A 24,297-nucleotide genomic window follows, 5' to 3' on the forward strand; every position below is an offset into this window, starting at 1 on the left:
ATCCTTCAGTTTCTTTACTATTCACGATAATTGACCTAAATAACCGTCTAAAATATCTAATTGAGCAATTGACAAGAAAAAATTGTTGCTCACTAAGTACATGTTAAATTGCCGAAACTATCAAGGTAAATGGCTGAACATGACATTGTTTTTGTGTTTATCTGAACCTAGTATAAAAGAAAATTTGAACAATATGAGTAAAAATTATTATGCCAACTGCTTTAAAGGGATTGAAAGTTCTAGATTTTTCTACTTTGTTGCCTGGTCCATTCGCAAGTATGTATCTTGCAGACATGGGTGCAGAAGTTATCCATATAGAATCTCCGAGTCGTCCAGATTTGGTTCGAATCATGCCACCTTATGCCAATGGTCAAGCCACTGCGCATAGTTATCTTAATCGAAATAAACAGTCCATTACGCTTGATCTAAAAGATGCTGCAAATATTGAGTTAATTAAAAATAAAATTTCAGAGTTTGACATCCTGCTTGAACAATTTCGACCAGACGTGATGCGTCGATTAGGGTTGGATTATGAAACACTTGCTGAGATCAATCCTCGATTAATCTATTGTTCTATTACAGGTTACGGTCAAACAGGTACATATAAAGACCGTGCAGGGCATGACATTAACTATCTAGCTTTAGCTGGTATTTCGGGTCATAGTGGTCGCCAAGATAGCGGACCACCTCCATTAGGTGTACAGATTGCGGATGTCGCAGGTGGTTCTTTGCATGCGGTTATTGGGATTTTAGCTGCTGTTGTTGAGCGTCAGCGTAGTGGTATGGGGCAATACATAGATATTTCTATGACGGACTGTGTGGCTAGTTTAAATAGTATGGCTGCTTCTGCAAGTTTGGCAGGGCAAACACCGCAAGCACCAGAACAAGGGATGTTAAATGGTGCGAGTTTTTATGATTATTATGAAACCAAAGATGGGCGTTATTTCTCAGTCGGAAGTTTAGAGCCACAATTTATGGCGGGTTTGGCAGCGGCTTTAGAATTGCCATTACTTCTTGCCAAAGGCACATCATTTGATCCTGAAGACCGCCAAGCGGTGAAACAAGCATTACAAGAAAAGTTTAAAAGCCAAGATTTTGTAGTATGGCAGCAACTTTTTAAAACCTTAGATATTTGTGTGGAACCTGTCTTGAGTCTTGATGAAGCATTGGTTTCTCCAATTGCTGAACAACGTGGTTGGGTCGTGGATGTACCATTATCTGAAAATAGTGAACAAACCGAAGCGCAACTGGCATGTCCAATTAAGTTCTCACGTTCACAAATTAAATATGCCTTTATTGGTCAGGGTCTAGGTGAGGGTAAGTGGTAGGTAATATGTGAGATTCATCACTGTATTGTTAAGATGTTGTATAGATCTACTTCGATCTCAATAAAATTCTAGGTTGACAAGATACTGAGGCGCAGTGATGTTCGTTGCAGCAACCCAAGATAATTATCTTTGTGCATTCAATGTTTCAAATGGCGATAAGTTATCGGAAGCACGTTTACCTGCGGGTAGACAGGCGACTCGAATGACCTATGAAATCAATGGCAAGCAATATGTGGTGATTATGGCGGGTGGGCATGGTTCATTTGGAACGAAAAAAGTGATTATTTAGTCGCTTACACATTGCCAGATAAGAACTAATTTCATTTAGAAAATGATTGTAAAAGCTTAGATTTGTCTGAGCTTTTTCTATTTGCGGCAATTAGATAGGCTTATCAATAAAATCGTTATTAAATATGCAAAAAAAGCATTTTGTTGATGAATAAAAGCTCGCTATGCTAGTCACCTTTATAATGAATGACTAGCCATACGCCATGTATTTATATACGGATTTCGATCAACAACTGATTAACCAACGTGTTGCTCAGTTTCGCGATCAAACAGAACGCTATTTAGCAGGAAAATTAACAGAAGACGAATATCGTCCATTACGTTTGCAAAATGGTCTGTACGTGCAACGTTATGCACCTATGCTCCGTATCGCTGTGCCGTATGGCTTGATGAATACTAAACAACTCAGAAAAATTGCTGAAATTGCGACTGAATATGATCGTGGTTATGCCCACGTTTCAACTCGTCAAAATATTCAGTTGAACTGGCCTGCTTTAGAAAATGTACCTGATATTCTTGCTGAGCTAGCAACAGTACAAATGCATGCAGTACAAACCTCAGGTAACTGTATTCGTAATACCACGACTGATCAGTTTGCAGGTGTGGTTGCTGGTGAGATTGCAGACCCACGTCCGACGTGTGAATTGATTCGTCAGTGGAGTACTTTCCATCCTGAATTTGCGTTCTTGCCACGTAAGTTCAAGATTGCAGTTTCTGCTTTAGAAGAAACAGATCGTGCTGCAACGGCGTTCCACGATATCGGTGTATATATCGTGCGTAATGAAGCGGGCGAAATGGGCTATAAAATCATGGTTGGTGGTGGCTTGGGCCGTACCCCAATCATTGGTAGCGTAATCCGTGAGTTCTTACCACGTGAAGATTTGATTGCTTATTTAGAAGCGACCTTACGTGTCTATAACTTGCATGGTCGTCGTGATAACAAATACAAAGCACGTATTAAGATTTTGGTGAAAGCATTAACACCACAGGTATTTGCCGAAAAAGTTGAAGCCGAATTTGAACACACACGTGAAGCATTGAAGATTCAACCTGAAATCTTGAAAAAATTGGATGAAGAATTCACTCCGTTTGATTATCAAGAGTTAGACGATCAAGATTTCACAGCATTGTTTGCTGAATATCCTAAATTCAAACAATGGTTCAACGTGAATACCAATGCACATAAAGTCAAAGGCTATCGTATTGTGACGATTTCTTTGAAACGTGCAGGGGTTGCTCCTGGTGATATCACCACGGAAGAAATGAACTTAATTGCAGACCTAGCGGATAAGTACACTTTTGGTGAATTCCGTACCACACATGAACAAAATATTTCACTTGTGGATGTACCACAAAAAGATTTATTTGAATTATGGCAAACCTTAGAACAGAACAATATGGCACGTGCACATATCGGTTTTATTACCGATATTATTTGCTGTCCGGGCGGTGATTTCTGTTCATTGGCAAATGCGAAATCAATTCCAATTTCAGAAGCGATTAGCCGTCGTTTTGATGATTTAGATACGATCTATAATCTTGGTGAACTTGATTTAAATATCTCAGGCTGTATGAATGCTTGTGGTCATCACCATGTGGGTAACATTGGTATCCTTGGTGTAGATAAAAAAGGTGCAGAATTTTATCAAATCACGCTAGGCGGTAACGCGAATCATGATGCGTCTATCGGTGATATCTTAGGACCATCTTTTGCTGCTGATGCAGTACCTGATGTCATTGAAGAAATCCTAAATACTTACCTTGATCTACGTACTGAAGGTGAGCGTTTCATTGATACGTATCGCCGTGTTGGCATCCAACCATTTAAGGAGCGTGCTTATGCTTAATACATCGCTACAAGTGCTGTTCAAAGATGGCACGATTGCTGATAATACTTATCAAGTGATTGCTGAAGATGGCGTAATTCCACAAGGTGATGTGGTTGTAACAACTGCTCAGTTAGATCAGTTGGCAAATGTACAAGCTAAAAAAGCGTTATACATTACTGTTAATGATTCACCTGAAACTCATCAATTTCCATTAAATGAATTAGATGCGATCTTCATTGAGTTCGCAGGTTTCAATGATGGACGTGGTTATTCATTTGCAGCATTATTACGCCGTCAAGGTTATCAAGGCGAGTTACGTGCTGTCGGTGATATCTTTAAAGATGTTTTAAACTATTTAAAACGTTCTGGCTTTGATAGCTTTGTGGTTAAAGAAGGTAAGGATATTCATGAAGCCGCTGCTGGACTTCAAGATTTCACCAATCCGTATCAAGCTTCAACTGCTGTGCCACAAGCGAGTTACCAAACAGGTGCTTAAGCTCATTTAAGTAAAAAAGCTGAACTCAGGTTCAGCTTTTTTATTGCGTATTATTTAAAATTTATAGATTGAAGAATAACAATGCTGACCTTTATTGCAAAAATAAATCCTGGGGTGATTTGGCTGCTTTTCGCCATCGCAACTGATGTACTCTCAACTTTTTATTCTGCCAAAGCAAATGGATTAGTGAATAAACTCGATCAAGGAATCGCCTTGGTTTTATATCTTGTTTCTTTCACTTGTGCTGCGATTGCATTGAAGTATATGCAAGCTGGGATTTTATATGTGCTTTGGTCTGGGCTAGGTGTTATTGCGACAGCCGCTTTAGCAAAAGTTTTTTTAGGGCAGCATATTGATTTAGCAGGGTGGGTTGGGATTGGATTTATCACTATCGGATTAATGATTATTGCTCAGTATTCTAATATTGATGTTTAGGGGTACTATCAGAAAAGACTATTTTGATAGTACCTGATATGCTGCTTATATATCTTCAAGCTGACAATTGACCATCCACTTGATTCCGAACTGATCTGTGAAAGCACCATACAGTGCGCCCCAAAAGGTTTTTTCTAATTGCATTTCAATATGGCCACGTACAGAAAGCTGGTTGAATAAACGTCGTGCCTCCATTTCATCGTGTTCAATATTGATTGAAATATAATGATTGTTGCCTTGAGTGAAAATACTATTCGGAGAGCAGAACTGATCATTAACATCTGAACCCATGAGTACGGTATATTCATTAATAGGTAAGGAAACATGCAGAATTAAGCATTTATCTGCTTCTGATAACATAACCCCTTCTGTAGGTGGCATATCACCATAGCGACTGATCATTGCGAATTCACCGCCAAAAATAGATTGGTAAAAAATAAATGCTTGTTCAGCTTGTCCTTGAAAATTTAGGTAATGGTTGAGCTGCATGAGGGAACTCCTTGTTGTTTTTTTATACAGCCCATAACTTATCGGGATTTTAATAATTGGTGCATTATTTTTTGTAATTATGAAAATAAAAAATCCTGCACTTGGCAGGATTTTTAGTTAATCGAATTAATGATTAGATCAATTCAATTGCAACTGCTGTTGCTTCACCACCACCAATACAAAGCGCCGCAACACCTTTTTTACCACCAGTGCGTTTAAGTGCATGAATTAATGTAAGAATGATACGTGAACCCGTAGAACCAACTGGATGACCAAGTGCACAAGCACCGCCATTAATATTGACTTTTTCTGTATCTAATTTGAAGTCATCAATTGGGCACATTGTAACCATTGCAAAAGCTTCATTGATTTCCCAAAGATCAACATCTTGTGCATCCCAACCAGCTTTTTTCAAAACTTTTTCAATCGCCCCTACAGGAGCAATCGTAAATTCAGAAGGATGTTGAGAGTTTGATGCGGTTGCAATAATTTTTGCTAAAGGTTGTAAACCACGTTGAGTAGCGACTTCACTAGAGGTTAACACTAAAGCAGAAGCACCATCAGAAATTGAACTCGCATTTGCCGCAGTAATTGTACCGTCTTTTGCAAATGCAGGTTTCAAACTTGGGATTTTGTCAATTTTTGCATTTAATGGTTGTTCATCTTGATCAACAACAACATCACCTTTACGGCTAGATACAGTGACTGGAACGATTTCATCTTTGAAATAACCTTCAGTAATTGCTTTCTGTGCACGTTGTAGAGAACGTATAGCGAAATCATCCATTTGTTCACGTGTATAGCTACGTTTATTTGCCATATCTTGTGCAAATGATCCCATTAAGCGGCCAGTTTCTGCATCTTCTAAACCATCAAGGAACATATGATCCTTAATTTCACCATGACCCATGCGATAACCTGCACGTGCCTTAGGTAAAACATAAGGAGCATTGGTCATTGACTCCATACCACCCGCAACCACGATTTCAGCACTACCAGCTTTGATCATATCTGCAGCTTGCATCACAGCTTTCATGCCAGAACCACAAAGTTTGTTAATGGTTACTGCACCAGTAGAATCTGGCAAACCTGCTTTTCGCATAGCTTGACGAGCTGGACCTTGTTTTAAACCTGCTGGTAACACACAGCCCATGATTACTTCTTCTACATCAGTAGGCTGTAATCCCGAACGAGCAATTGCTTCTTTAATGGTGATTGCACCTAATTCGGGTGCAGTTGCGCTTGATAATGCGCCTTGGAAGCCGCCCATTGCTGTACGAGCGCCATTGACAATTACGATGTCAGTCATTGTGTGTCTCCAGACTTATAATTTGCAGAGAATGTTCAAAACCTATGCAGTATATTAAAAAAAGCATGCGAATAAAGTATTTTACGTCGTTTAGGCTAGACTGAAGAGTTTTTAACACGTGGTAATTTCTTTACTACGTATGTGCCCCATATTGCTGAGAATTAATTGAGTATGATGATTAGAATCATTCATACAATAAAAGAAACTTCCATTTGAGCCTCTTGGTAGCCCTGTATCACCTTGGAAAGTAAGTGAATTTATTCTTAATGTACCCCTCCAATCTAATTTCCCATATTTATAATTAAATGCTGCGGAATACAATAAAGGATCATTTGAATCACGTTGCCGGTTAGCATTTAAATCAAGGAATCCGATTAGTCCACTGTTCCAATCTGAATCGCAGCTAGTTAAGTCTTTACTTGCGCATAAAGTCACATTTTTATGATGAATCTGTGCGTCAGATTTGGATTTTTGTATGTAAATTGTGAGTGTTCTTTTCATATGATTTACTTCATTTGAAATCAATAATTGATTCAAATAAGGTAAACTGAGGTATGCTAGAATCGCACAAATAGCAAGTGTGACCATTAATTCACTCAGAGTGAATCCTCTAACTGTTAACATTTTTTACCTTTTGATAGTTTTGTAATTTTTTTATTAACAAAGTGTTAAGTAATTACTGTATTTATTAAATTAAGTTTAGTATTAGAAAACTAACCATTACTTCATCAAGCAAATACTGCTAAAATTGAAGAAAGCGAACAATAAGCTATTCGAGCTTTAAAGTTGAATTGAAAATTTACTGAACTACAACGGAAATTGTAAGAAATTTTGTCAATAATTTGCGAGGTTAAAGTTATCAAGCACTTGGAAAATTAATCAAGTGTTTGTATGATTCAAAGTGAAGTGAATAGCTTAAAAATAATACTGTAAACATTTTATGTTCGCAGGGCCAAAACTTATAGGCTAAGCTTGAACAACAAACAATTGTTATCTCTGGAGGATATCCATGAAATTGAGTCGTATTGCACTTGCTATGCTTGTTGCTGCTCCTTTAGCTGCTGCTAATGCGGGTGTAACAGTAACTCCATTAATGCTTGGTTACACATTCCAAGACACTAAACATAATAACGGTGATAAGCATTTAACAGATGGTCCTGAGCTTCAGGATGATTTATTTGTTGGTGCAGCACTTGGTGTTGAATTAACACCTTGGTTAGGTTTTGAGGCTGAATATAATCAAGTTAAGGGTGATGTGGACACAGTTAGTCCTAATGCTGAGTACAAACAACAGCAAATCAATGGTAACTTCTATGTTACTTCTGATTTAATCACTAAAAACTATGACAGCAAAATTAAGCCATATGTATTATTAGGTGCTGGTCATTATAAATATACTTTTGATGATGTTAACCGCGGTGTTCGTGGTGACAAAGAAGAAGGTACTTTAGGTAATGCTGGTTTCGGTGCTTTCTGGCGCTTAAATGATGCTTTATCTCTTCGTACAGAAGCTCGTGGTACTTATAATATCGATGAAGACTTCTGGAACTACACAGCTCTTGCTGGTTTAAACGTAGTTCTTGGCGGTCACTTGAAGCCAGCTGCTCCAGTAGTAGAAGTTGCTCCAGTTGAACCAGTACCAGTTCAACCACAACCACAGCCACAGCCACAAGAATTGACTGAAGACCTTAACATGGAACTTCGTGTATTCTTTGATACCAACAAGTCTGACATCAAGCCACAATACAAGTCTGAAATCGCGAAAGTAGCTGAGAAATTAGCTGAATACCCGAATGCGACTGCACGTATTGAAGGTCACACTGATAACACTGGTCCACGTAAGTTAAACGAACGTTTATCTTTAGCTCGTGCTAACTCTGTTAAATCAGCGCTTGTTAACGAATATAACGTTAACGAATCTCGCTTGACGACTCAAGGCTTTGCTTGGGATCAACCGATTGCTGACAACAAGACTAAAGAAGGTCGTGCCATGAACCGTCGCGTATTCGCTGCGATCACTGGTAGCCGTACTGTTCTTGCACAGCCAGGTCAACAAGCTCAATAATTTGAGTTTTTGAACTGAATAAAAAAGCGACTCTGATGGGTCGCTTTTTTATATGGGTTTGCATACAAGTGATTTGAATATATAAACATTTTAATTACTCCTACAAAATAATTTGACTGATGTGTTTGATTAATATTTTCTAGAATTTACCAAACTTCTTTTCTGAGCTGTTGTTTGGTGTTTTGTCTTTCTCGACGGTGCTGAGCTCTAGGTTTTTCTGTTTCATGGATCCCTCCTTTTTGTAGTAAAGGGGAGAGCGCAACAGGATTACGAACTTTGATTTTAGGCATTGCTTTAAGTTTCATCTATTTAACCTTTTATACATAGAACTTGTTTAAGGGTGTGCACGATTTCGATTAAATCTGATTGGTTTGCCATGACTTGATCGATATCTTTATATGCACTTGGTATTTCGTCAATTACACCACTGTCTTTACGACATTCAATACCTTGGGTCTGTTGAATCAAATCCTCTTGACCAAAAAGTAATTTGGCTTTACTACGGCTTATTTTTCGTCCTGTGCCATGTGAACATGAGCAAAATGAATCAGGATTCGCTTTGCCTTTCACAATATAAGAGCGAGCCCCCATAGAACCAGGAATGATGCCTAATTCATCTTGGCCCGCTCGAATTGCCCCCTTACGTGTGATTAAGAGATGCTCACCAAAATGAGTTTCTTGACTGACGTAATTATGGTGGCAATTAATCGCTTCTTTGGTCATTTGAAAAGGTGGTAGCAGTGGGCGGATTGCCTCTAAAATCAGACGCATCATTTCACGTCGGTTTTCAAATGCATATTCTTGTGCCCATTCCACGGCTTCAACATAGTCATTAAAACTATTTGAGCCTTCTGCAAAATAACTCAAGTCCTTATCTGGGACATGTCCAAATCGATGTTGAGCTTCTTTCTTTGCTAGCTCGATAAAATAAGTTCCAATCACATTACCTAAACCACGGCTACCCGAATGGAGCATGACCCAAACGTCCTGATTTTCATCTAAACAGAGTTCGATAAAGTGATTGCCACCGCCTAAGGTACCGAGTTGTTTTTGCCATGTCGCATCAAACTTTCTGAGCATCCGAACTAAGCCAGGGTGCTTTTTAATGATCGGCTGCAAGCGTTTTTCCAGTGGAATAATGCTTGAGGCTTTCGCCTTAATTTGTTTGTGTAATTCAAAGCCTACAGGGACTTTACGTTCAATTGCATGGCGTAAAGGTGCGAGATTATCTGGCAACTGTGATGCTTTGAGATTGAGTCGGATAGCATTCATGCCACAACCGATGTCGACACCGACAGCAGCAGGAATAATTGCATGTTTGGTTGGAATGACGCTGCCAACAGTTGCGCCTTTACCGACATGCACATCAGGCATCACTGCAATATGTGAATACACAAATTGCAGTTGTGCCATTTTCTGTAGTTGTTCAATGCTTTCGCTATCAATATCATTGGTGAATATTTTTACTGGAACACCATATTCAGCATCAGCATTAAGTATTTTTTGTATGCTCATTTTGTTTGCTCGGTTATTTTAATATTGTGTCCGAATAGGCATAAAAAAACCTAGCGAATGCTAGGTTAAGTAGAGCATTCGGACAAGTGATGATTGGATTTGTACACTTGTCCGTGAGTCGACAGTGCCAAATCTTAGAGTGTTGTTCCTTGTAGTGCTGGCATGATGTCGTACTCCTATATAATAGTGCAGCTGAAAATATGAGCTAATGATTTTACTGATATTTAGTTAAGGGTCAAGTGAATTTTTGGCTTTTTATTCGCCTTCTTTCACGTTCATATCTTTATATGCAATCAATTTGGTTTTGTGCTTCAATTTATAGCCCAACCAGATCGCCAAAAATAATGGGATACTGATATAGGTTGAAACTAAGCCTAACCAATCAATTTTACCACCTAGCACAGCTTGATAGTTTTGTCCTAAAATAATGATTGAACACAGAATAAAGGCAAACCATGGTGCAAATGGGAAAAACTTGGCACGGTAAGCCAAATCTTCTAATTTATAACCTTGAGCAATATAACCTTTACGGAAACGATAATGTGAAATTGCAATTCCTAACCAAACGATAAAACCACACATCCCAGACATATTTAACAACCAGTTAAATACCTGTTTTTCGCCGATAAATGTGGTCAAGAAGCACAGAGCAGCAACGGCAGTGGTTGCATAAAGTGCATTCATGGGTACGCCACGACCATCAAGTTTTGAGAACCATTTTGGCGCTCGTCCTTCTTTTGCCATATCGAACAGCATACGTGTAGATGAGTACATCCCAGAGTTACCTGCAGATAAAATCGCACTGAGAATAACCGCATTCATCAAGCTTGCAGCAAAGGCAAAGCCTGCTTTTTCGTACAATAAGGTAAATGGTGAGAGTGCAATATCTTCACTTTGTGCGGCTTTTAATAGGAGTGGGTCATCATAGCTTACCAATGTACCAATGATAAAAATACATAAGATATAAAACAGTAAAATACGCCAGAAGATTTGTTTAATCGCCAAAGGAATCGTTTTCTTTGGATCTTTCGATTCACCTGCGGCAACACCAACCATTTCAGTTCCTTGGAAGGAGAATCCAGCGATCATGGCAACACCAATCAGGGCTTGTAAGCCACCAACAAACGGTGCATCTTTATAATGCCAGTGTTGAAAGGTTGATACATTCGGTGTCATCATAATTTTAGCAATCATCCAGATACCGATGACAATAAACACAATGATTGCAAGCACTTTAATCAAAGAAAATAAGAATTCGCTTTCACCAAAGCCTTTTACCGTCAATGCATTAATCGCAAAAATAATGGTAAGGAAGATTGCACTCCAATAAAACCCAGGAATATCTGGGAACCAGAATTTCATGATGAACTGAACTGCGACCAATTCAAAAGCAACGGTAATTGCCCAGTTATACCAATAGTTCCAGCCTAAGGCGAAACCAAAACCATCTTCGACATAACGACTGCCATAGGTGAAGAATGCACCTGAAGTTGGATTGTGCGTGGCTAATTCACCGAGACTCGTCATCAAGAAATAAATCATGATCCCGATGAGAGCATAGGCCAATAACGCACCACCGGGACCGGCTGTTGCGATTGTTGAACCTGAAGCAAGGAATAAGCCTGTACCAATTGATCCGCCAATGGCAATCATATTCAGGTGGCGTGCTCCGAGCTGACGCTGAAGGTGTTGAGGAGCAGATGTATCGCTCATAAAAATTCCTTAAACTGTTTATTTCGCACAGGCATATAACACTTTGAATCCCTGTTGATCTGCCTTCACAAGACATTGACCAAAGCTCTGCTCTATCAGAGGTGGATAATTTAGAAAACGATTCGCCACGATCCATAGTTCACCTGAATTTTTCAGATGCTTTTTCGCCAATTGGCAGAGCTCTTCACTTGCATCGTAATTGGTATGAATGCCTTGATGAAAAGGTGGATTACTTACGATGGCATCTAGATCTTTAGGCGCATCAACAAAACTTGTGACAGGCTGTAGATGTAGCTGTGCTAAGTTCAGATCATTTTTTTGAAAAGTGAACTCAGTAGACCGTAATGCAAATGCATCAACATCAAGTGCAAAAATGTGCTGGTTTGGATTTATCTTGGCTAAATAAGCACTAATAATTCCAGCACCGCAACCAAAGTCGGCAATCTTACCTGATTTTACTTGGCTCAGGTAAGGGAGTAATACGGCTGTTCCAACATCTAAATGGTCTTGACTAAATACACCCGGCAAAGCACAGATTTCGAGCTGTTCTTGATTGACTTGCACAATATAGTTTTTTAACCAATGGTCAAGTGGTTTGTGTATTTCTCTCTTTTCAATTTTCATGTGCCAAAATTGACAGTGGCGTGCACTATCAATTTTAAAGGCTTTACCATATTGCAGGAGTTGTTTTGCAGCACGTTCAACACCGCCTTTTTTTTCACCCACTAGAAATACGCTTTGACCGAGTGTTAACTCGCTAACCACGACATGAAGAATATAATTCAATAACTCTTTAGATTTTGGAACGAAAATAACAACCTGATCAAAACTTGCTTGTGGAAATTCAACTGAGAAATATGAATTTATACCAGTGCTTTGAAAACCTTGATGATCAGCATAATTCCAAGTCCAGACAGACGCTTGTACTTGGTGAGGTAAATTTTTGGCGAGTTGATCATTGGGCGCATTAATCAGTAAGATTTGCCCATTTAAATAATCTTGTTGTCGTATAACGACTTCACTACGTGGATCCATTTTGATCTCTCATCAAAAACAAAGCCCAGTGGTGAAACTGGACAATTACGATGGTTAAAAGACTATTTTTGAGTTTCAGGTAAAACAATATTTAAAATCAACGCTGCAATACCACCCGTTGCAACACCTGAGCTGAAAATGTTTTTGAATAATTCAGGAAGATGTTCAAGGATTTGTGGAACTTGTGCTACACCTAAACCTAATGCAAGAGAAATCGCAATAATCAGTAAAGCGCGGCGGTCAAGATGAATACTTGAAAGAATGTTAATTCCAGATGCAGCCACCGCACCGAACATCACCATTACCGCACCACCTAGCACTGCTTGGGGAACAGCTTGAATCACGGCAGCTACAGCAGGGAAGAGACCTAAAATGATCAATAAGATTGCAATCCAGATCCCGACATAGCGACTTGCCACACCAGTGAGTTGAATCACGCCATTGTTTTGTGCAAACACTGAACTTGGGAAGGTGTTGAAGATACCTGCTAAAAATGAGTTGGCACCATTCACAAGTACACCACCTTTAATGCGTTGCATCCAAATGGGGCCGTCTACAGGTTGGTTTGAGATTTTGCTTGTCGCTGTCACATCGCCAATGGCTTCAAGTGAAGTAACGAGATAGATGAATGCCATTGGAATGAACAAGCTCCAAGAGAAGCTTAGACCAAAATGCATAGGGGTAGGAATCTGAATTAATGGTGCATCTTGCAATACTGAAAAGTTTAAATGACCCATAAAGCCAGCAAGTACATAACCGATGACTAAAGCGATCAAAATTGCTGAACTTTTCACCCAAATAATTTGAACACGATTCAATAAAATAATGACCGCCAGTACTGTACAGGACATGATCAGATTATCTGTATTGGCAAAAGTATGATCTTGCATGGCCATATAACCGCCTCCCATGCTAATCAGACCTTCTTTAATCAGTGTCAAACCAATTAAGAGAACAACGATACCTGTAACTAAAGGGGTAATTAATTGTTTTACCCAAGGTAGAATCCGAGACACGCCCATTTCAATAAATGAACCTGCAATTACCACACCGAAAATAGCAGCCATCATTTGCTCAACAGGCGTACCTGCAGCAACCATGGCGCTACCAATACCAATAATTGGGCCAATAAAGTTAAAACTTGTCCCTTGAACAATCAATAGTCCTGCACCGAAAGGACCGACCTTTTTACACTGTAAAAAGGTTGCAATTCCTGAGATGATCAGAGACATTGAAAGGATCATATTGGTGTCTTCACGAGATACACCAAGTGCTAAGCAAATTAATAATCCTGGAGTGACAATCGGGACTAAAATTGCTAAAAGATGTTGTAAAGCCGCTAAAAATGCGATGAACGGTTTTGGACGATCATTGAGTCCGTAGACGAGATCAAGTGGCTGTTCGGGTTGAGAATTTGACATGGGAGTATAAGAAAAGCGATAAGCAATAGTGGAATATTCTAATAGAGTTAGCCTACTTTACCAACGATTCTGAAACAGTTCGTCCGAAAAAAAGTTTCATGTCAACAAACTGTCACTACTAAAGTTTAGGATTTTTCTATATAATCTGCCCTCAAATTTTAAGCGTATCGAATTCTATGTCTGATATTAAGAATCTCCGCAATATTGCAATTATTGCGCACGTCGACCACGGTAAAACCACGCTTGTCGATAAATTACTTCAACAATCTGGTGCTTTAGGTGACCGTGCAGGCGAGATTGAGCGTGTCATGGACTCGAATGCGCTTGAAAGTGAACGTGGTATTACTATTCTTGCAAAAAATACGTCAATTACGTGGTTAGATCAACGTACGGACACAACTTACCGTATCAATATCGTAGACACCCCAGGACATGCGGACTTCGGCGGTGAAGTTGAACGTGTAATGTCGATGGTTGACTGTGTATTGCTTCTTGTTGACTCTCAAGAAGGTCCAATGCCACAAACTCGCTTTGTAACGCAAAAAGCGTTCGCGCGTGGTTTGAAGCCAATCGTAATTATCAACAAAGTTGATAAGCCAAGTGCACGTTGTGACTGGGTAATCGATCAAGTATTTGACTTGTTTGATAACTTGGGTGCAACTGATGAGCAGTTAGATTTCCCAATCGTTTACGCTTCTGGTTTACGTGGTGTAGCTGGTCCTTCTCCTGAGGAATTAGCGGAAGATATGACACCATTGTTCCAAACTATCGTTGATATCGTTGAACCACCAGCAGTTGATGTTGATGGTCCATTCCAAATGCAGATTTCTTCACTCGACTATAACAGCTTCGTTGGTGTTATCGGTGTTGGTCGTATTCAGCGTGGTGGTGTAAAAACGAATACTCCTGTGACTGTGATTGACAAAGAAGGCAATACACGTAACGGTCGTATCTTAAAAATCATGGGTTACCACGGTTTAGAGCGTATTGATGTTGAAGAAGCATCAGCAGGTGATATCGTTTGTATCACTGGTATTGATGCACTCAATATTTCTGACACCATTTGTGATCCTAAAAATGTAGAAGCTTTGCCACCATTGTCTGTAGATGAACCTACGGTTTCGATGACATTCCAAGTCAACAACTCACCGTTTGCTGGTAAAGAAGGTAAATTTGTAACTTCACGTAATATTCGTGAACGTCTTGATCGTGAATTGATTCACAACGTCGCATTACGCGTTGAAGATACTGACAGTCCAGACCGTTTTAAAGTTTCTGGTCGTGGTGAACTTCACCTTTCAGTATTGATTGAAAATATGCGCCGTGAAGGCTTTGAAATGGGCGTATCACGTCCACAAGTGATCATGAAAGAAGTCGATGGCGAAAGACAAGAGCCATACGAAAACGTAACGTTTGATGTTGAAGAGCAACATCAAGGTTCAGTAATGGAACAAATGGGTCACCGTAAAGGCGAAATGACCAATATGGAAGTTGACGGAAAAGGTCGTATCCGTATTGAAGCAACTGTACCTTCACGTGGTTTAATTGGATTCCGTTCTGAGTTCTTAACCATGACTTCTGGTACAGGGATCATGACATCAAGCTTCTCGCACTACGGTCCTGTTAAGCAAGGTACTGTTGCGAAGCGTCAAAACGGTGTATTGATTTCTATGGTTCAAGGTACTTGCTTGGGCTATGCATTATTCAGCTTACAAGACCGTGGTCGTTTATTCGCTAAACCTCAGTTAGAAGTTTATGAAGGTATGATCGTGGGTATTAACTCACGTTCGGACGATATGGTTGTTAACCCAACTAAAGCAAAACAATTAACCAACGTTCGTGCGTCTGGTACGGATGATGCTTTAACTTTAACGCCTGCAATTGAATATACGCTTGAACAAGCACTTGAATTCATTGAAGATGATGAGTTAGTTGAAGTAACACCAAAATCGATCCGTATTCGTAAACGTTACTTAACTGAAAACGAACGTAAGCGTAACCGTGATAAATAATTTTTCTTCACTGAAAAATGACAAAACCGCTAAATTTATTTAGCGGTTTTTTATTGCATAAATTTTAGGGTAGGAACATGCTTAAACATATATTTTTATTAAAATAAAAAAATGTTGTTAAAGTGTGAAATAGCTTTCTTTTTTTGATAAAAATATTAAATTATGAGCATTATGTGGATAGCCGCACCTGTGTAATAAACAATGCAAAATGGGTTGCGATTAAGTTCAATTCTGGAGAGTTATACATGAGTATTATTCAAGAATTTAAAGAATTTGCCATCAAAGGCAATATGATGGATCTTGCCATTGGTGTCATCATTGGTGGTGCATTTGGTAAAATTATTGATTCATTGGTGAAAGATATCATCATGCCACTTATTTCGGTTATTACTGGTGGGGGTGTTGATTTTACACAGAAGTTTATTGTGCTCGGAGACAATCCAAATAATTTACAGTCTTTAGATCAATTAACGAAAGCAGGTGTCAATGTTTTAACCTATGGTAATTTCTTAACCATCTTTATTAATTTCATTATTTTGGCATGGGTTGTGTTTCTTATGGTGAAAGTAATGAATCGTATGCGTAAACAAAAAGAAGCAGCGCCAGCAGCACCAGCGCCTACACCTGAAGATATTCAATTATTACGTGAAATTAGAGACTCTTTGAAAAAATAAGTACTTATTATTTTCCTAAAAAACGGCATTTAAAAATGCCGTTTTTTTATTGGAAATAGATAATTCCATATTTGGAACGCAAGCTTTTACATGGAAAATTGCAAGATTTGACTTTAAAATATCTGCATATTTGAATGGAACAGCAATCATGAACCAACTATTTGTCTATGGCACACTTTGCCCAAATCGGGAAAATGCACATATTTTGGGTGGAATCGGTGGAGATTGGCAAAAAGCATCGGTACACGGCACAATTCATATTTTAGATTGGGGACCAGACAAAGGTTTACCTGCCTTAGTTTTAGCTGAACAAGATCCATTAATCATGGGATATTTATTCAGCACGGAAAAATTAGAACAAAACTGGCAAATGTTAGATGAGTTTGAAGGATTCCAATATGAGCGAGTCGTTGCTGAGGTTATCTTGGAATCTGGTGAAAAAATAGATGCATGGACTTATGTGATGAAACCGCAAGAATTAAAATAACTGAGAAGAGGAGAGAGCTTAAAATAATTAAGCTCAAACCATTATCTTAAGCCATCCATGCGAAATTTCACTTCAATTAAGTGAAAACCAAATTGGCTTTTGATCGGACCGTGTAAGATTCGTTCTGCTGCTGTAAAAACTAATTTATCAATGACAGGGACCAATTGCCCCTTTTTCACTTCACCGAGTTCGCCTCCACGTTTAGCTGAGTTGCAAGTGGAGTATTGTTTGGCGATTTTGCTAAAATCAGCACCAGACTGAATTCGTTTTTTTAGCTGTTCTGCTAAGTCTTTATCTTTGACGAGAATGTGTCGAACAATTGCAGTTTGCATAAGGTTGTTCTCCTTGATTGCATCTTAAATGGTCTATATTTTACTTAGTTTCAAAGGTTGGCATTGTGGACAAAATACACTAGCACGTTGACCTAACTTTAAGTTTTCTAATGTAGTTTCACAATTAACACACATTTCACCTGCGCGACCATAAGCTAAAAGTGTCTGCTGAAAGTAACCATTTTCACCCATAGCATTACTATAGTCACGCAAAGTTGATCCACCTAAATCAATTGCTTGTTTTAAGATGCGTTTTACTTCGATGACTAACTTTTCCACTTGTGCTTTGCTCAGCGTCGAAGCAGGTTGCGCAGGATGAACCCCAATGTTGAATAAACTTTCAGTTGCATAAATATTGCCCACACCAACCACTATATGGTTATCCATTAAAGCAATTTTAATGCCGACATTTTTTTTAGCTAATTTTTCATGCAAATATGTTGGATTAAAATTTTCAGTTAATGGTTCTGGCCCTAGCGTATCAATCAATTTACTTTGATTAGTTTCATCTAACCATAGAATACACCCAAAGCGCCGTGGGTCATGGTAGCGGAGTTGCTGATCTTCAAATTCGATCACAAGATGGTCATGCTTTTTTAATTCATCACTGGATTGACATAGGCGAAAGCTTCCTGACATACCTAAGTGCCAAAGCATTTGATCTTGTTCAAATTCAGCCAAAATATATTTGGAACGACGTTTGAGTTGAGTTAAACGTTGACCAATTAATTTTTCAAGATCATCAGGAATAGGCCAGCGCAAACTAGGATTGTGTACTCTTACAGCTTGTACACGTTGCTCTAAAAGCGGCAGTAAACTGGTTTTTGTGGTTTCAACTTCAGGAAGTTCGGGCATAGTGAGCTCAAGTTGTTTCAACAACAATACAATGAGGGTAAATGTTCAACTTACAATTATGACGATATTTAATTTGATTGGCTAATCATCATTAAAATTGATTTTTGGTTTTTTAGCTAAGGTTAAAGATCTAATCTAATTATAAAATAATGAAATACTTACTTTAAAAAGCTTGCCCCTTAAATTCTGTGAAACAAGGAATTTTCATACCTTTAGTAAAAACAAATTTTTTATATGGTTGTGTTGCAATAAGCATGGGTTTGAATGGTTCTTTTGCTTTGGCTGCTGAATCAGAAGTCGATCGGCCCATACAACTTCCGACAATAAAGGTCGGAGCAACTCGTACTGACACAGCTTATATTGAAACACCAGCATCAATCTTTAGGGTAGATATGCCTAAAAATGATCAGAGCTTAGAAGTTGATTTAACTGAGCTTGTGAAAGGGATACCGAGTGTTCAACTGCGCAATCGAGAGAATTATGCCCAAGATTTGCAACTTTCTATGCGTGGTTTTGGTGCACGTCCCACATTTGAAGTTCGTGGAATTCTTTTATATAGCGATGCTATTCCTGCCACAATGCCTGATTTACAAAGGCAAACCTCAAATATTGATTTAAGGAGTTTAAGTCATCTTGAAGTATTAACAGGTCCATTTTCTTCGTTATATGGAAATTCTTCAGGAGGTACGATTTTAGTAAAAACAAAGGAAGGACAGGGTAAAGATGCGATAGAGATGAGTTATGCGGGCGGTAGTAATCACAAAAATCATGCTGGTTTAGTTTTACAAGACGGTTTAAAAAATCAAAATGAACCAAGTTATATGATTAACTCATCCTATTTTGATACAGATGGTTATCGCGATCATAGCAGTACAGAAAGTATCAAACCAATTCTGAAAAGAATACATGTTTACTTTTAATGATAACTTAAACAATTGCATCGCCTTATACAGGATATATATTTTGCTATACGGATTGGAGTTTAAATGGATTTACCCCTATAGATAATTTATTTAATAAACAATATATCGGTTCAGTGATTGTGAACGAAGGAAATAATCGCTTTTTTGAACCTACAGATGGGCGCAATTGGAGTGCTTGGATTAAGTTAAGCAAACAATTTTAAATAAAAAGCAGCACTCTTTAGAGGTGGAGTGCTGCTGAATTGATTATTAGTTCTTTGTTTTTACTGAAGTTGCTTTTTTTGCAGCAATTGCTTCTTCAACTTTAGCCAATGATTCCTTCGCATTTGGATAGTTAGCTGCTGCTAAGCGAGTAAAAATATTTTTTGCCTGCTCTAAATCTTGGTCAACAATACCTCCATTTGCTAACATATTGCCGAGAACCATTAAAGATGGTGCATAACCTTTTTTAGCTAAATCTTTAAGGCTATCAATCGCTTGTGCTTGCATAATAGGGTTTTTATTTTTAACACCAACACTCAAATCGTAGATTGTTTTGAGATGTTTTGCTGGATAATAATCTTTCCGTAGCAATGGTAATAGTTTCTGAACAGCGATCTGATCGTATTCAGGTTTACCTTGCTCAAATAAAATTTTTGCAGTTTCAACAATGGCTTCATCAGAGCCTTGTTTAGAAGCTTTATCTAAATATTCTTTGTATTTTTGATTATTCTTAGTGATGCCCAAATCACCTTTATGATAAGCCTGTGCTAATGTATAACTGGCTTGAGCAAAGCCTTTATTTGAAGCATCTTGATAATACTGTGCAGCTTTCTTTTCATCCTTTACTGTGCCTTGACCAACTTGAGTCATATAACCTAGGTTATAAATTGCTTGGGCATTCCCTGTATCAGCGAGACGCTGCATTTCTTGAAACGCGGCAGGGTAGTTTTTTGCTTCGTATAGTTTAGTTGCTTGAGCAAATGTATCTGGTTTTGCAGTTACTTTACTATCAGCCGCAAATGTTGAATGACTTGTAGCAAGAATTAAGCTGGCAATCAGCAACTTTTTCATTTTATTTATTCCTTTCACAGATATCTGCTTTAATCCATTACATGGCAGTTTTGAATGCCTTCATCATAAAAGTTTGCTGTGAAATGTAAATATGGATTTTGTATAAATCTTGCTTAATTAATTTATTTTAATTTTTATATTATTTAATATAAATCAGAATCTTATGTTGTAAGTGGTGGCTTGCCAGTCAACTGAAAAGCCACCACCTAATTAGATACTATTTTTTAGTTTGTGCTTCTAATAGAAGTTGTTCAATTTGTTGAGCATTTTGTGGTAAACCCGCGACTCTAGTGCCATTTTCAAGGAAGATTGTAGGTGTCCCACTAATTTCTAGATTTTGTCCTAAAGCAATATTTTTCTGTACAGGTGTTTCACATGTACCTGAATTTTGGGCTAACTTACGATGTAGCATGTAATCTTCCCAAGCCTCATATTGGTTTTTTGCACACCAAATTTTATTTGCTGCAGTTTCAGCTTGTGGATGCAATTTCTTAAGTGGGAATAAAAAAATGTAGACCGTTACATTGTCGATAGAGGTCATATATTGTTCAAGTTTTTGACAATATGGGCAATCGGGATCGGTAAAGACATATAAAGTACGTTCGCCTTTACCTTTGATGTGCTTAATGGCTTGTTTGAGAGGAAGTTGTTTTACATCAATTTTACTCAGTTCAGAAATACGATCTTCTGTTAGGTTTTTCTGATTTTTTACATCGAGTAAATTGCCAAAAAAAAGATATTTAGCACTTTCATCTGTATAGATAATCTTACCAGACACATAGACTTCATAAATTCCACTTAGTGGAGATGGGGTGACTGAAGTAACGGGAATATCTGGATAATTTTGTTTAAAGTTTTGTTCTAAGGTTCTGCTATCAGCATGTACTATTTGTAAGCTTAATAGACTCAGTGATAAGGCTGATAGCCAAGTTTTGATGGTTATTTTCATTTGAGAGAGATATTGTTGAGAATAGGTGAACAATAACCTTCATTTCGATTCTCGACAAGAATGATCATTAAACTTTATTTCAAATAAGGCTGCATTGCCAATTGCATTAATTCAATCAGTTCGGGATCCATCTCTATATCGACCAGAAGCATCTATCCATATAGAGCCTCTGATGTTTGAAAGAGTCTAAAGATCTGGAATAGGTGTTTTATCTGTAAATTCTGGTTTTAATTCATTAGGAAGGCTTTGGATTCTTTGATTAATTTTTTCTGTGTTAGCAAAACTAGATTGCATATTAAATAAAGCGGTAGCCATCATAATCATAAAAAGTAATGTAGACTTGAGTACAGCTAATTCCGATAAATTGAATAAAATAAAAAAGTATTTGTTTTAAATAAGAGTATATGCTTAATTTTAATTAAAGGATCTTATTTATAATTAAAAAGCCCTATTAAAAGGGCTTTTGTTTAAAATGATTATTGTGGTCGTGCTACATCACCATTTAATACTTCTGGTAAATCCAAAACCTTTACACCAAGTTCTTCTAAAGCAACTGGTTTTGCAATTACAAGTGCGATATAGCCATCTTCACATGCAGCACTATTCACAACCTCAACATCTTTACTTAGCTGGCTAGCAGGAGAAGGCACAGTATCTTTGGCTTGGATTAAATGTAACCAATGTTTGGGTTTTGCTTTAAACCATAGACGTGCCACAATTTCCTGACCTAAATAACAACCTTTGTCAAAATGTACACCATCACGTTGATGCAAACGTAGTTCTTGTGGTTGAAACAAATGTTCTGTACTTTGACTAATCCATGCTTGACCTGACTGAATCGCTTGAATTTGCCAAGCATCGATGTCTGTCTCCACAGAAGAAAACTCAGTTTGAATGCCATTTAATAAAGGAAAAACAGATCCTATTTCTTCTAATTTCATTTTTGAAAAAGCACCAAACTTTTTAATATGTTTGGAAAACTCTTCGGCTTGATCTTGGGTGGTTACAAGTTCAAAACTTTCTGGATTTAATCTTTTAATCCATAGCCCAAAATGAATACGTCCTTTTAAGTCACAAATAGCGGTATAGCGACTTTCATTTTCAGGGAGACGTTCTACATGAACAGTCACTTGACCCTGTAGAAATTTTTGCGCATCTACACCATTCAAGCTAAAAGCAGTAAAAGCAAGCTGACTCATAGATTAATCCCAAAGCTGCGTTCTTATCACTAAATATGGAGTGCTATTTTGCGCCATTTTTTACAAAAAAGCAGCTTTAGATTCTAGATATTCGGGTTCAATTGAGCGATTGAAGGAATAGTATTTCATGACTAAATCGGTATGATAGAGGCACGAATTAAAAATAACTTAGTCTGAGAATAATAATGAGTGGAACAGTACAACTACATCGTGTATTTAATGCACCACCAGTTCGTGTTTTTAAAGCCTTTCTCGATCCAGATGCCTTGGTAAAGTGGATGCCACCTCATGGTTTTACTGCCAAAATCCATCACTTAGACCCACAAGAGGGTGGAACATACAAAATGTCATTTACTAACTTTTCAACTGGACAAATTCATTCATTTGGAGGGACTTACATTGAGCTTATCCCGAATGAATTATTACGCTATACCGATAAGTTCGATGATCCTAATTTACTAGGTGAAATTCAGGTCACAATAAAATTAAAATCGGTGTCAGTAGGAACCGAAGTGCATATTACTCAAGAGGGAATACCTGATGTTATTCCTGTTGAAGCGTGTTATTTAGGTTGGCAGGAATCTCTGTATTTATTGGGGTTACTGATTCAAGCTGAAATTCCAAATGAATAACAACTCCTTAGCTTAATTCAAACTAGCTAAATTTTTAATATTTAATCATATTGGGGAATATTATGTCTGAACAAATTCTTGAACACAGAGAACAATTGGCTCGTGTTGCCATGCGCGAAGCTTTAGAAAATCAACAAGCAGAAGATAGTGTGGAGTTATTTATTCAACATCATCTTGAAGAAGTTGAACCTGAATATTGGGAAAAATATTTTGACACATCAAAACCTAATTTATTACAAATTTTAGAGTTACTGGTATTAGATTCACGTTGGGATGAGGGGGATCTGGAAAGTTATGAAATTTTAGATTTCACCTTACCAGATGAGATCACAAATTACGTTATCTGCGTTAGTTTTGATTCAAAAGGGCAAGTTGTTAATATTTCAATGGAAAGCTGAAAAAATTGTGAGATGTGGGGTAGTCTGATGTGAGAATTGAGATTAAACGTATTTATTGATCCTGTTGAGCTGACTTATGGACAGCGTGTACTCGTAGATCGGTTATGGCAAAGGGGAATATCGAAATAGCAGGCACATTTAGATTTATGGCTTAAAGATATTGCACCCTCAACTGAATTGAGAAAAGCGTTTTGTCATAAGGTTGAACATTGGCTGAGTTTTCAGGAAGAATATTATGAAGAGCTTAAAGAAAACCCTTATGTAAATCAGCTTAAAGACATGGCACAGCAACAGCAAGTAACGCTCATTTACGCAGCTAAAGATCTTAAGCTTAGTCATGCCCTAGTACTTAAAAATTATTTAATTGGACAAGCGATTCAAGCTTAAATTTTGAAAAAATGCGTCTATCGATCATAATAGTGCTTTTGAGATGTTTTTATGTCTTTTCCACACTGCCCAAAATGCCAATCAGAATATACTTACCAAGATGGCGACTTATTGATTTGCCCTGAATGTTCACATGAATGGAAAGAAGGGGAGGCATCTGCTTCAGAACAACAAGAGATCATTAAAGATGCCAACGGTAATATTTTAGTTGATGGTGATAGCGTGACTGTCATAAAGGATTTAAAAATCAAAGGTTCATCATCTGTAGTTAAAGTCGGGACGAAAGTGAAAAGTATTCGTTTATTAATCGATGCGAATGATGGACATAATATTGATTGTAAAATCGATGGGATTGGTGCAATGAAATTGAAATCTGAATTTGTAAAAAAGATCTAATCCAAATCATTTAAGGGGGCATGTCAGTGCCCCTTTGATATTCAAAAACTTACCAAAAGTGAACAATAAATCATTTT

The 24,297-nt window shown here is 37.9% G+C and carries 24 protein-coding genes and 4 pseudogenes; 14 read left to right on the forward strand and 14 right to left on the reverse strand.

Annotated elements, in window-relative coordinates:
• Positions 1-209: 209 nt before the first annotated feature.
• The 5 genes and pseudogenes from M5121_RS07985 to M5121_RS08005 all read left to right on the forward strand — a co-directional run bounded on the left by M5121_RS07985 (position 210) and on the right by M5121_RS08005 (position 4,376).
• On the forward strand, positions 210-1,328 hold the full coding sequence (locus M5121_RS07985; protein ID WP_249570863.1) for a CaiB/BaiF CoA transferase family protein: 1,119 nt from the start codon (positions 210-212) through the stop codon (positions 1,326-1,328).
• A gap of 88 nt (positions 1,329-1,416) precedes the next feature.
• A pseudogene (locus tag M5121_RS07990) lies at positions 1,417-1,646 on the forward strand (hypothetical protein); the annotation flags it as partial.
• A 173-nt stretch (positions 1,647-1,819) separates the two neighbouring features.
• On the forward strand, positions 1,820-3,463 hold the full coding sequence (locus M5121_RS07995) for a nitrite/sulfite reductase (protein WP_249570864.1): 1,644 nt from the start codon (positions 1,820-1,822) through the stop codon (positions 3,461-3,463).
• Entirely contained in the window at positions 3,456-3,941 is a 486-nt protein-coding gene (locus M5121_RS08000; RefSeq protein ID WP_050041452.1) for a DUF934 domain-containing protein, read from the forward strand. The genes M5121_RS07995 and M5121_RS08000 overlap by 8 nt, the downstream gene beginning before the upstream one ends.
• An 81-nt stretch (positions 3,942-4,022) precedes the next feature.
• Positions 4,023-4,376 carry a DMT family transporter gene (locus tag M5121_RS08005; RefSeq protein WP_087543165.1) on the forward strand — a complete coding sequence of 118 codons (354 nt, stop codon included), beginning with the start codon at positions 4,023-4,025 and terminating at the stop codon, positions 4,374-4,376.
• Positions 4,377-4,421: 45 nt separating this feature from the next.
• Here the strand turns inward: M5121_RS08005 and M5121_RS08010 are convergent, their stop codons facing one another.
• The 3 genes from M5121_RS08010 to M5121_RS08020 all read right to left on the reverse strand — a co-directional run bounded on the left by M5121_RS08010 (position 4,422) and on the right by M5121_RS08020 (position 6,798).
• The gene (locus M5121_RS08010; protein ID WP_249570865.1) at positions 4,422-4,865 is read right to left on the reverse strand and encodes a VOC family protein; all 444 of its coding nucleotides are present in this window, start codon (positions 4,863-4,865) and stop codon (positions 4,422-4,424) included.
• A 133-nt stretch (positions 4,866-4,998) separates the two neighbouring features.
• Positions 4,999-6,174: a thiolase family protein gene (locus M5121_RS08015; protein ID WP_005162073.1), complete on the reverse strand. Its 1,176-nt coding sequence runs from the start codon at positions 6,172-6,174 to the stop codon at positions 4,999-5,001.
• Positions 6,175-6,285: 111 nt separating this feature from the next.
• On the reverse strand, positions 6,286-6,798 hold the full coding sequence (locus M5121_RS08020; RefSeq protein ID WP_249570866.1) for a GspH/FimT family pseudopilin: 513 nt from the start codon (positions 6,796-6,798) through the stop codon (positions 6,286-6,288).
• A gap of 385 nt (positions 6,799-7,183) precedes the next feature.
• On the opposite strand from M5121_RS08020, the gene omp38 reads away from it, so the two are divergent.
• On the forward strand, positions 7,184-8,239 hold the full coding sequence (gene omp38, locus M5121_RS08025) for an outer membrane protein Omp38 (RefSeq protein WP_249570867.1): 1,056 nt from the start codon (positions 7,184-7,186) through the stop codon (positions 8,237-8,239).
• 146 nt (positions 8,240-8,385) lie between these two features.
• On the opposite strand, the gene M5121_RS08030 is transcribed toward omp38, so the two are convergent.
• The 5 genes from M5121_RS08030 to M5121_RS08050 all read right to left on the reverse strand — a co-directional run bounded on the left by M5121_RS08030 (position 8,386) and on the right by M5121_RS08050 (position 13,923).
• Positions 8,386-8,544 carry a hypothetical protein gene (locus tag M5121_RS08030; protein ID WP_005162067.1) on the reverse strand — a complete coding sequence of 53 codons (159 nt, stop codon included), beginning with the start codon at positions 8,542-8,544 and terminating at the stop codon, positions 8,386-8,388.
• A 4-nt stretch (positions 8,545-8,548) separates the two neighbouring features.
• Positions 8,549-9,754, reverse strand: coding sequence for an RtcB family protein (locus M5121_RS08035; protein ID WP_249570868.1), 1,206 nt, complete (start codon positions 9,752-9,754; stop codon positions 8,549-8,551).
• A gap of 255 nt (positions 9,755-10,009) precedes the next feature.
• Entirely contained in the window at positions 10,010-11,467 is a 1,458-nt protein-coding gene (locus M5121_RS08040) for an amino acid permease (RefSeq protein WP_249570869.1), read from the reverse strand.
• Positions 11,468-11,485: 18 nt separating this feature from the next.
• Positions 11,486-12,502, reverse strand: coding sequence for a methyltransferase (locus M5121_RS08045; protein ID WP_249570870.1), 1,017 nt, complete (start codon positions 12,500-12,502; stop codon positions 11,486-11,488).
• Between the two features lie 62 nt (positions 12,503-12,564).
• The gene (locus M5121_RS08050) at positions 12,565-13,923 is read right to left on the reverse strand and encodes a uracil-xanthine permease family protein (RefSeq protein ID WP_249570871.1); all 1,359 of its coding nucleotides are present in this window, start codon (positions 13,921-13,923) and stop codon (positions 12,565-12,567) included.
• A gap of 176 nt (positions 13,924-14,099) precedes the next feature.
• On the opposite strand from M5121_RS08050, the gene typA reads away from it, so the two are divergent.
• The 3 genes from typA (at position 14,100) to M5121_RS08065 (ending at position 17,096) form a co-directional block, all read left to right on the forward strand.
• Entirely contained in the window at positions 14,100-15,935 is a 1,836-nt protein-coding gene (gene typA / locus M5121_RS08055; RefSeq protein WP_249570872.1) for a translational GTPase TypA, read from the forward strand.
• A gap of 245 nt (positions 15,936-16,180) precedes the next feature.
• Positions 16,181-16,609 carry a large conductance mechanosensitive channel protein MscL gene (mscL, locus tag M5121_RS08060; RefSeq protein WP_005162040.1) on the forward strand — a complete coding sequence of 143 codons (429 nt, stop codon included), beginning with the start codon at positions 16,181-16,183 and terminating at the stop codon, positions 16,607-16,609.
• A gap of 148 nt (positions 16,610-16,757) precedes the next feature.
• A complete protein-coding gene (locus tag M5121_RS08065; RefSeq protein ID WP_087543182.1) occupies positions 16,758-17,096 on the forward strand; it encodes a gamma-glutamylcyclotransferase family protein in 339 nt (112 codons plus the stop codon).
• Between the two features lie 41 nt (positions 17,097-17,137).
• Here the strand turns inward: M5121_RS08065 and M5121_RS08070 are convergent, their stop codons facing one another.
• Together M5121_RS08070 and mutM are read right to left on the reverse strand one after the other, a co-directional pair.
• Positions 17,138-17,428, reverse strand: a complete 291-nt coding sequence (locus M5121_RS08070; protein WP_004664683.1) for a peptidylprolyl isomerase — start codon at positions 17,426-17,428, stop codon at positions 17,138-17,140.
• A 33-nt stretch (positions 17,429-17,461) separates the two neighbouring features.
• Entirely contained in the window at positions 17,462-18,283 is an 822-nt protein-coding gene (gene mutM, locus M5121_RS08075; protein WP_249570873.1) for a bifunctional DNA-formamidopyrimidine glycosylase/DNA-(apurinic or apyrimidinic site) lyase, read from the reverse strand.
• 206 nt (positions 18,284-18,489) lie between these two features.
• Between mutM and M5121_RS08080 the strand changes: the two are divergent.
• Positions 18,490-19,167 (forward strand): annotated as a pseudogene (locus tag M5121_RS08080) (TonB-dependent receptor plug domain-containing protein); the annotation flags it as partial.
• Positions 19,168-19,455: 288 nt separating this feature from the next.
• Here the strand turns inward: M5121_RS08080 and M5121_RS08085 are convergent.
• The 4 genes and pseudogenes from M5121_RS08085 to ygfZ form a co-directional block, all read right to left on the reverse strand.
• Positions 19,456-20,259 carry a tetratricopeptide repeat protein gene (locus tag M5121_RS08085; RefSeq protein ID WP_249570874.1) on the reverse strand — a complete coding sequence of 268 codons (804 nt, stop codon included), beginning with the start codon at positions 20,257-20,259 and terminating at the stop codon, positions 19,456-19,458.
• A gap of 217 nt (positions 20,260-20,476) precedes the next feature.
• Complete coding sequence (locus M5121_RS08090) at positions 20,477-21,208, reverse strand: DsbC family protein (protein WP_249570875.1); 732 nt, start codon at positions 21,206-21,208, stop codon at positions 20,477-20,479.
• 189 nt (positions 21,209-21,397) lie between these two features.
• Positions 21,398-21,532 (reverse strand): annotated as a pseudogene (locus M5121_RS08095) (DsbC family protein); the annotation flags it as partial.
• 152 nt (positions 21,533-21,684) lie between these two features.
• Positions 21,685-22,407, reverse strand: a complete 723-nt coding sequence (gene ygfZ, locus M5121_RS08100) for a CAF17-like 4Fe-4S cluster assembly/insertion protein YgfZ (protein ID WP_249570876.1) — start codon at positions 22,405-22,407, stop codon at positions 21,685-21,687.
• Between the two features lie 179 nt (positions 22,408-22,586).
• Between ygfZ and M5121_RS08105 the strand changes: the two genes are divergently transcribed.
• From M5121_RS08105 to M5121_RS08120, 4 genes and pseudogenes are all read left to right on the forward strand, one after another.
• Positions 22,587-23,039: an SRPBCC family protein gene (locus M5121_RS08105; RefSeq protein ID WP_502798273.1), complete on the forward strand. Its 453-nt coding sequence runs from the start codon at positions 22,587-22,589 to the stop codon at positions 23,037-23,039.
• Between the two features lie 62 nt (positions 23,040-23,101).
• On the forward strand, positions 23,102-23,437 hold the full coding sequence (locus M5121_RS08110; protein WP_087535721.1) for a DUF2004 domain-containing protein: 336 nt from the start codon (positions 23,102-23,104) through the stop codon (positions 23,435-23,437).
• Positions 23,438-23,466: 29 nt separating this feature from the next.
• Positions 23,467-23,824, forward strand: a pseudogene (locus tag M5121_RS08115) (DUF488 domain-containing protein).
• A 51-nt stretch (positions 23,825-23,875) separates the two neighbouring features.
• Positions 23,876-24,220 carry a zinc ribbon domain-containing protein YjdM gene (locus tag M5121_RS08120; RefSeq protein WP_005162025.1) on the forward strand — a complete coding sequence of 115 codons (345 nt, stop codon included), beginning with the start codon at positions 23,876-23,878 and terminating at the stop codon, positions 24,218-24,220.
• The last annotated feature ends 77 nt before the right edge of the window (positions 24,221-24,297 follow it).

This window comes from Acinetobacter sp. ANC5681 (assembly GCF_023488045.1).
GTDB lineage: Bacteria > Pseudomonadota > Gammaproteobacteria > Pseudomonadales > Moraxellaceae > Acinetobacter.

Excerpts from the sequence above, each read along its gene's own strand:
- M5121_RS07985 (WP_249570863.1), top strand. The coding sequence starts at position 210 with ATGCCAACTGCTTTAAAGGGATTGAAAGTTCTAGATTTTTCTACTTTG.
- M5121_RS07995 (WP_249570864.1), top strand. The coding sequence starts at position 1,820 with ATGTATTTATATACGGATTTCGATCAACAACTGATTAACCAACGTGTT.
- M5121_RS08000 (WP_050041452.1), top strand. The coding sequence starts at position 3,456 with ATGCTTAATACATCGCTACAAGTGCTGTTCAAAGATGGCACGATTGCT.
- M5121_RS08005 (WP_087543165.1), top strand. The coding sequence starts at position 4,023 with ATGCTGACCTTTATTGCAAAAATAAATCCTGGGGTGATTTGGCTGCTT.
- M5121_RS08010 (WP_249570865.1), bottom strand. The coding sequence starts at position 4,865 with ATGCAGCTCAACCATTACCTAAATTTTCAAGGACAAGCTGAACAAGCA.
- M5121_RS08015 (WP_005162073.1), bottom strand. The coding sequence starts at position 6,174 with ATGACTGACATCGTAATTGTCAATGGCGCTCGTACAGCAATGGGCGGC.
- M5121_RS08020 (WP_249570866.1), bottom strand. The coding sequence starts at position 6,798 with ATGTTAACAGTTAGAGGATTCACTCTGAGTGAATTAATGGTCACACTT.
- omp38 (WP_249570867.1), top strand. The coding sequence starts at position 7,184 with ATGAAATTGAGTCGTATTGCACTTGCTATGCTTGTTGCTGCTCCTTTA.
- M5121_RS08030 (WP_005162067.1), bottom strand. The coding sequence starts at position 8,544 with ATGAAACTTAAAGCAATGCCTAAAATCAAAGTTCGTAATCCTGTTGCG.
- M5121_RS08035 (WP_249570868.1), bottom strand. The coding sequence starts at position 9,754 with ATGAGCATACAAAAAATACTTAATGCTGATGCTGAATATGGTGTTCCA.
- M5121_RS08040 (WP_249570869.1), bottom strand. The coding sequence starts at position 11,467 with ATGAGCGATACATCTGCTCCTCAACACCTTCAGCGTCAGCTCGGAGCA.
- M5121_RS08045 (WP_249570870.1), bottom strand. The coding sequence starts at position 12,502 with ATGGATCCACGTAGTGAAGTCGTTATACGACAACAAGATTATTTAAAT.
- M5121_RS08050 (WP_249570871.1), bottom strand. The coding sequence starts at position 13,923 with ATGTCAAATTCTCAACCCGAACAGCCACTTGATCTCGTCTACGGACTC.
- typA (WP_249570872.1), top strand. The coding sequence starts at position 14,100 with ATGTCTGATATTAAGAATCTCCGCAATATTGCAATTATTGCGCACGTC.
- mscL (WP_005162040.1), top strand. The coding sequence starts at position 16,181 with ATGAGTATTATTCAAGAATTTAAAGAATTTGCCATCAAAGGCAATATG.
- M5121_RS08065 (WP_087543182.1), top strand. The coding sequence starts at position 16,758 with ATGAACCAACTATTTGTCTATGGCACACTTTGCCCAAATCGGGAAAAT.
- M5121_RS08070 (WP_004664683.1), bottom strand. The coding sequence starts at position 17,428 with ATGCAAACTGCAATTGTTCGACACATTCTCGTCAAAGATAAAGACTTA.
- mutM (WP_249570873.1), bottom strand. The coding sequence starts at position 18,283 with ATGCCCGAACTTCCTGAAGTTGAAACCACAAAAACCAGTTTACTGCCG.
- M5121_RS08085 (WP_249570874.1), bottom strand. The coding sequence starts at position 20,259 with ATGAAAAAGTTGCTGATTGCCAGCTTAATTCTTGCTACAAGTCATTCA.
- M5121_RS08090 (WP_249570875.1), bottom strand. The coding sequence starts at position 21,208 with ATGAAAATAACCATCAAAACTTGGCTATCAGCCTTATCACTGAGTCTA.
- ygfZ (WP_249570876.1), bottom strand. The coding sequence starts at position 22,407 with ATGAGTCAGCTTGCTTTTACTGCTTTTAGCTTGAATGGTGTAGATGCG.
- M5121_RS08110 (WP_087535721.1), top strand. The coding sequence starts at position 23,102 with ATGTCTGAACAAATTCTTGAACACAGAGAACAATTGGCTCGTGTTGCC.
- M5121_RS08120 (WP_005162025.1), top strand. The coding sequence starts at position 23,876 with ATGTCTTTTCCACACTGCCCAAAATGCCAATCAGAATATACTTACCAA.